Genomic DNA, 4,834 nt, shown 5'->3' on the forward strand with positions numbered 1-4,834 from the left:
CCCAACCGCAAAAATGCGATGCCGTCGAAATAATTTCAGCCACTCTTTGTTCAAATTGCTCGTTAAAAATTTCTACTTCCGCAGGATACCAAATACAGGCTCCTTGTTCCTCTGGCGCAGTAATGATTTCGCCTCGCTCTATTGCATCAGTTGCGAATAGCTCAAAGAATGCGTTTAAAGCCTGGAATTTATTTGCATTTTCACCAAAAATAAAGGTAAAACTGGGGTCATCAATAAAACCCTGTGTCAAAAGTTGCAGCTATATGAAATTGCCGCCAGAACAAAATCATCATCAACCTAAGTCCAAGACGCAGTGGGAGCAAATAAACCACAACGCAGCTGGTATCGACCTTGGTGGTGGAGAACATTGGGTGTGTGTTCCGCCTGATAGAACAGACAAAAATGTGCGGCGATTTGGATGTTTTACCCCTGATTTAATTGCAATGGCTGACTGGCTAATCGAATGTGGGGTAGACACTGTGGCGATGGAGGCAACGGGTGTTTACTGGATTCCTGTGTTTCAAATTTTGGAAGCAAAGGGTTTTGATGTCAAACTAGTCAATGCTCACCACGTTAAAACAGTGCCAGGACGTAAAACTGATGTTAATGACTGTCAGTGGTTGCAGCAATTGCACACCTACGGGTTGCTGTCAGGCTCATTCCGCCCGGAAGACCAAGTATGCGTCCTACGTAGTTACATCCGTCAAAGAGACAGTTTAATCAAGAGTGCTAGTACTCATGTGAGCGCGAATGCAAAAAGCCCTGATTCAAATGAATCTACACTTACATAAAGTCATTAGCGATATTACTGGTCTGACAGGAATGACAATTATCAAGGCAATAGCTGCTGGACAAACAGACCCACAAGTTTTAGCTGCCCTTAAAGACCCCAGAATTAAAAGTACTACAACAGAGATTGTCAAAGCCTTAACAGGTGACTAACGAGCGTGAACATCTGTTTGTTTTGAAGCAAGAATTAACTCTTTATGAAGTTTATCAGAAAGAGATTGCCTCCCTAGACAAGGAAATTGAAAAATGTCTCGCCTCCTTTGAACCTAAAACAGAAGAGGAACTTCCAACAACAAAGAAAAAACGCAGAAAAAAGCCAACCGCAAACCACCCAAATTTTGATTTGCATTCGTTTCTTTACCGGATCGCAGGTGTCGATTTCACGTTGATTGATGGTCTTGATGCTTTGAATGTACAAACGATTTTGTCTGAAGTTGGATTAAACCCCGGACGGTTTCCAACTGTTAAGCACTTTACCTCATGGTTAGGTTTATGCCCTGGTCAAAAAATTACTGGCGGTAAGGTCAAAAGCTCTAAAACTCGTCCTGTTGTTAATCGTGCTGCTTGTGCTTTTCGCATGGCGGCTTTTTCTCTGACTCAAAGTCGTTCTGCGCGATCGCGCTTTCTATCGCCGCTTACGTTCCCGTTTGGGTGCTCCCAAAGCGATTACAGCTACGGCACATAAACTGGCACGCCTGTTTTACCAGATGTGGACAACTGCAGGACTTTATGCCGACCCTGGCATCGACTACTATGAGCAGAAATACCACGAACATCTACTCAACGCTCTGAGGAAAAAAGCTCAGTCTTTGGGTTTTGAACTTATTGCTCAATCTACTGCCACAGAAAGTGCTTCTTAACGTTCTCAAAGAGACATGGCGATCGCTCTTCGAGAATCAGCAAAGACACACAATTCCCCGAAATCCTTACTCTATCAGCCTTTCAAAATGTGTTTCTTGAAAGGTAACTTTCGATATCACTGCTCATTTGACCCCTCTTCCAACTTTTTACCGTCGTTCGCTCCCTGAGCGTGCCTCTCGGAGAGAAGCGTCTCCCTCCGGGAGATTGGAAAAATAATCTGCCAATTTAACTACAACTGTCGGATAACAATTTATTTGTCGTATTATCACTCTTATTGTCATTAAACTTTAAAATTGATGTAACTTCTATCTGAGCGGGCGTTGTAGCAGTTTGGATTTCTTGGAACAACAGCAGACAAAAAAGGCTTATGCCATGTGCGTATAATGGGCTAATCCTTGATACAGCTTAATTTAGCTTTCTTGCATCATAGAGCGATGCTAATGTGTTAAGGATGACAAATAAGAGCGTTATTTGACAGCTGACGGCAGCGGCATTTAACTGTGTTCAACAATTCTTCAGTTAAATAATAAAATAACTATACATACTTATTAGAGTATTCTGCATGATAAAACAAACCGTTGGTATCACGTCTGTTGGTTATTATATTCCAGCAAGAATTTTAACCAGTAAGGAAATGGCAAAACTAGCCAATTTACCTGAGTTTGTTTTCACTGACAAGATTGGGATAAAACAGAAACCAATTGCAGATAAAGACGAACATCCCAGTGATATGGGAATTAAAGCGGCATTAGAAGCGATAAATCAGGCAAAGATTACAGCTAGTGAAATTGATCTAATTGCTTATTGTGCGGCAGGAGACTATGATTACAGATTTTGGTCTCCTGCTGCCAAAATCCAAGATGCAATTGGTGCAGAAAACGCTTTTGCATTTGAAGTTAGAAATTTTTGCAATAGTGGCAATCTAGGAATACATATTTGTCGAAATATGTTACTGGCAGATAGTGATTTATCTTATGCTCTAGTCGTCTGTAGTGATAAATTGTCTATGCTGTTAGATTATTCAGATGTGAATAGTTTATCAACATTTATCATGGCTGATGGTGCAGCAGCAGCGATATTGAAAAAAGAAGAACCAACCAATCAAATCCTCTTTTATCACGCCATCACAAATGGAAAATTGGTGGATTGCCTCAAAGTTCCATCAGCAGGAACTAAGTTTCCTGTTGGGGGTACACAAATTAACGATGAACTGAATTATTTAAAAGTAAAAGACCCTCAAGAACTAGATACAATCTTATCAAATGTATATTTAGAAAACTATGGTAAGGTGATTCATAAATCATTACAAAAAAGTGGTTATTCGATAAAAGATGTGGATTTTTTATTAACAAATCAAGTAAAAAAGAGCTTATCTAAAGGCATTTTAGAATCTTTAAATTTAAAGGATGACCAGACATTCATTTCTTTACCTGAATATGGTCATTTGGGTGCTGTAGATACCATATTTGGCTTAGCAAAAACTCTAGAGTCAAAGAAAATAAAGCCTGGGAACCTTGTGGTTTTAGCTAGTAGTGCTGCTGGTTTTTCATGGGCAGCGTTAACTATAAAATATTAGAGACACTAATCAAGCATACTCTGTGATGCCGCATACTGGTCTATTTACTACAACACTTCTTTGTGCCTTTGGGATTTATTCTGTTGTGTTTAATGACAACAGCGATAATTCTTGAGTCTTGCGTTGGACAAAGTACAGAGTGGCAGCAGTAATTAAGCGTTTTGGCGATCTCCCACTTTTCTAATCTCATCCAAAAACTTTAGCTGCTGGTATATACAGCTAATCTGCGGTAAATCCACACCCCTAGAATGTGCTTTCCGTAATGGGTTCCCAAAAATTGCTTCTACTTCCAAAGGCCGCCTTTCGTCGTAGTCAATTTTCATGCTGGTACGATAAGGCTTCATCTTCACGGTGTAATCCAACATTGTTTGAATGAAGCTATCAGGAATGATGCGTCCGCAACTAAAAGAACCTGCTGCAACTTCATACATCAACTGTTCAACTAATTTGCGGGTGTGGATATAGGACATTAATTCATCTGTTCTAGCGTTGAGAATTACAGACAGTCCATTATAGGGAATATTCCACACCAATTTTTTCCATCGCCCTAGTAATAAGTCTTCAGCTAATTCCATTGAGATACCAGCACTCTTCAAGTCATCGGCAATTTGCTGCATCTTATCTGTAATCCCAGTAGGATCATAGCCAGAAGCATATCCTCCTAGCGTAATTTGTCCATAGTCGAGATGGCGGATATGTCCTTCTCCGACTTTATTGGAACAAAGAAAACACAATCCACCAATAATGCTGACATTGCCAACTATTTTGGCAACTTCTTCTTCCACCGCCAGTCCATTTTGCAATACCAACACTACCCCATCATCCTTGACGAGTGGCGGTAAAATCTGCGGCAATAAATGGTTTTGTGTCGTCTTTAGTGCTACCACCACCACATCGCATGGTGGCATTTTTTCTACATCATTGTAGGCATTGACTTGAGTCAGGGTGAAATCACCATCTTTTGACTCAATAACCAAACCAGATTTACTGACATATTCATAATCACTCTTCAGCAGAAAGTGGACATCTAAACCAGCTTTTTGCAGTTTGGCACCATAAAAGCCACCTAATGCACCAGTTCCTATAATGGCGTAACTACGCTCGGACATTTTGCTAACAATGAGATTTTTCTCTGATGATCATAAGGCAAATACGCCGCACACACACAGCCAAAAACTGCGTTGTCAAGGTTAATTTAGAACAACCTGCTGCCTAGTGTGAAACTACTCTCCTGCAATGATTGATTGAGATAGCTAAAAGCCCAGTCATCTCATAACTGGGCTTTTTTGTATGCGATGTCTAGTTTAATGGGCTGTTGAGTGTCGCTCCTCTTTTCCTCTAAGAATTGGGTGGAGCGATCGCATATCATGATGGAGATATGTGTAGCATCGGAATGAACTGAAGTTGGGGAATGTTGCATCTGGGTATACAATTGCTCAGAAAGCTCTCAATCAGTTCAGTTTAGGAGAAACCGTTAAAAAAAAATACCAGCCGTGTTTTAAATTATTGGTTGGGCGAGTCCTTCCCTAGACAAATGGGGACAGGCTTCATCAAAAATAGTCGTGGGTAATTGCGGATCTACAAAACAAGCCTGTCCCCATTTGTCGT

The 4,834-nt window shown here is 40.6% G+C and carries 2 protein-coding genes and 2 pseudogenes; 2 read left to right on the plus strand and 2 right to left on the minus strand.

Features of this window, described 5'->3' with window-relative positions:
* Positions 1–250: pseudogene (locus PI95_RS34525) on the minus strand (GNAT family N-acetyltransferase); the annotation flags it as partial.
* Between the two features lie 13 nt (positions 251–263).
* Here PI95_RS34525 and PI95_RS34530 point away from each other — a divergent pair.
* Positions 264–1,649, plus strand: a pseudogene (locus PI95_RS34530) (IS110 family RNA-guided transposase).
* A gap of 563 nt (positions 1,650–2,212) precedes the next feature.
* The gene (locus tag PI95_RS34535; protein WP_039754948.1) at positions 2,213–3,226 is read left to right on the plus strand and encodes a 3-oxoacyl-[acyl-carrier-protein] synthase III C-terminal domain-containing protein; all 1,014 of its coding nucleotides are present in this window, start codon (positions 2,213–2,215) and stop codon (positions 3,224–3,226) included.
* A 152-nt stretch (positions 3,227–3,378) separates the two neighbouring features.
* On the opposite strand, the gene PI95_RS34540 is transcribed toward PI95_RS34535, so the two are convergent.
* Entirely contained in the window at positions 3,379–4,335 is a 957-nt protein-coding gene (locus PI95_RS34540; protein WP_039754946.1) for a putative 2-dehydropantoate 2-reductase, read from the minus strand.
* Positions 4,336–4,834: the final 499 nt, after the last annotated feature.

Origin of the sequence: Hassallia byssoidea VB512170, from assembly GCF_000817785.2 — a bacterium.
Lineage (GTDB): Bacteria > Cyanobacteriota > Cyanobacteriia > Cyanobacteriales > Nostocaceae > Hassallia > Hassallia carrinoi.